Origin of the sequence: Rhodococcus sp. YH1 (assembly GCF_009939605.1) — a bacterium.
Lineage (GTDB): Bacteria > Actinomycetota > Actinomycetes > Mycobacteriales > Mycobacteriaceae > Rhodococcus > Rhodococcus aetherivorans.
The window spans coordinates 1-2116 of the sequence record NZ_WVTE01000179.1 but is presented as its reverse complement, the minus strand read 5'-3'; the positions used below and the strand labels follow the sequence as shown (position 1 = coordinate 2116).

At 74.0% G+C, this 2116-nt stretch carries 2 protein-coding genes; one reads left to right on the top strand and one right to left on the bottom strand.

The annotated features are described in order from the left end of the window. Window positions 1–95: 95 nt before the first annotated feature. Window positions 96–815 carry a hypothetical protein gene (locus AIIKEEIJ_RS14085; RefSeq protein WP_161995913.1) on the bottom strand — a complete coding sequence of 240 codons (720 nt, stop codon included), beginning with the start codon at window positions 813–815 and terminating at the stop codon, window positions 96–98. 142 nt (window positions 816–957) lie between these two features. Between AIIKEEIJ_RS14085 and AIIKEEIJ_RS14080 the strand changes: the two genes are divergently transcribed. Next, window positions 958–2116 (top strand): iron chelate uptake ABC transporter family permease subunit (locus AIIKEEIJ_RS14080; protein WP_161995912.1); only part of this gene is annotated, 1159 nt, incomplete at its 3' end.

The window sequence follows — 2116 nt, the reverse complement described above, 5'->3', positions numbered from 1 at the left end:
CTCGCGTCCACGACGCGAGGCCCGCCGCGGGAAGGACCGGGAGTCTCTGCAGCCCTCAGGACTCCGGCGCGGTCCGGCGGTCGCAACACTCTCGACTATAGGGAAGGCTTGCCTAATTTGGCAAGCCCTCGGACCGGCAGGCCCAGCGTCAGGAACGCATCCAGCAGAAGCTGGCCGCGACGCGACGCGACGGAGCGGGAGGTGCCGGCCAGCAGGGGAATCTGGGCCGCACCCGCCACGACGGCGCGGCCCAGGAGGGACCAGAACCGCAGCGCGTCGGTGGGGGCGCACAGTGCCAGCGAGGCGTGCGCGGCATGCAGCGCGGTGCCGGCCCGGTGGGCGGTCCACCGCGCGAGCGCCTCCTCGCACGGCAGCACGACGACCGTGTCGTCGGCGGCCGCGGGGTCGTCGGGCAACACGCGCAGGGTGTCGTCGGCGACCGCGGCCCAGTCGATGCCTCCGTCGCTGTCCTGGTGGATCCACAGGTTGTCGAGTCCGGGGTCCCAGCAGCGCGCCTCGAGCAGGTAGGGGGCGAGCACCCGGCCCGCGACGACGTGGACGAGGGCGCCGGCCACCTGGTCGGCGGCGATCCGCGGGTCGGCGACGTCCTCGAGCGCGCGGGCGTGGAGCAGCGCGATCCGTCGGTCCCGCTCGGCGTCGGCGAGCCGCCACCAGCGGCGGCGCGGCTCGTCGTCGATGCGGGCGACGGCGTAGACGCGCGGGGCGTGCGGCGTCAGCAGGCGCAGGCGGGCGTCCGTGTCCACGAACGCGCGGACCTGCGCTGCGGTGGATCGGGGTGGCAGCAGGGTTGTCATCCACACCTCCTGATCGGCGAGCTGCTGTGGTTAGGTAAGCCTAACCATTACATTACGGGCCGGCGGATGCAACCCGGAAGATAGGGTTCGGTAACCTAACCTCCGTTCGGCCGAGTTCGCGTCCCCCGAGGAGCCCTCCCCTGTGACCACCCTCCGCCCCCCGGACACACCGGCCTCCGCCGCTGTACCTCCCTCCCTGGCCCGACGCCTCGTCGCCGAGGCCCTCGACCTGGCCCTGCTCGCCGTTCCCGCCGGCATCGGCGTGCTGCTCGTGCAGGCACTCGCCGACGCCAACGGGGGCGGGCAGACCGACCGGGTCGTCTTCGGGGGCACCGCACTGGCCGCCACCGTCGGCCTGCAATGGTGGAACCGCGGGCACCGCGAGGGCAGCACCGGGTGCAGCCTCGGCAAGCAGTGGACCGGCCTGATCACGCGCGACGCCGCGGACGGCGGCCCGGCCGGCACGCGGCGCAGCCTGCTGCGGCGCGGCACCGAGGTCGTCACCGACCGTGTCGCCGCCGCCGCGGGCTTCACCCCCCGCGCCGCCGACACGAGCCTCGCGGCGCTCCGCCGTCGCCGGCTCCTCGGCCTGCTCGCCATCGGCGGCGTCCTGGGGGTGGTGCTGCTCGCCGGGATCGCCGTCGGCGCGCGACCGATGACCATCGCCGAGGTCGTCCACGCGCTGACCGTCGACGACGGCTCCGACACCGACGTCATCGTGCACACCCTGCGGATCCCGCGCACGGTCCTCGGACTCGTGGTCGGCATCGCACTCGGCGTCGCCGGCGCCCTCATCCAGGGCCACACCCGCAATCCGCTGGCCGACGCGGGACTGCTCGGCCTCAACGCGGGCGCCGCGTTCCTGGTGGTGCTCTCGATCTACCTGCTGGGCATGTCCACCCCCGCCCAGTACCTGTGGTTCGCCTTCGCCGGGTCCCTCGCCGCCAGCGTCGTGGTCTTCGGGCTGTCCTCCCTCGGCGGTGGCCGCGCCGGGCCGCTGAGCCTGGCCCTGGCCGGCGCCGCCGTCGCCTTCTTCCTGCAGGCCATGACGCATGCGGTGGTGCTGCTCGACCAGACCACCCTCGACGGATACCGGTTCTGGATCGTCGGCTCCGTCGCCGGACGCGACCTCGAGGTGCTGTGGCAGGTGCTGCCGTTCCTCGCGGCCGGGCTCGTCATCGCGGTGGCCAACACGCCCGGCCTCAACGTCCTCGGACTCGGCGAGGACGTGGCCCGCTCCCTCGGCACGAACGTCGTCGCGGCCCGCACCGTCGGCATCGTCGCCATCACCCTGCTCACCG

Coding starts and splice junctions, on each gene's coding strand:
- AIIKEEIJ_RS14085 (WP_161995913.1), bottom strand. CDS start 815: ATGACAACCCTGCTGCCACCCCGATCCACCGCAGCGCAGGTCCGCGCG.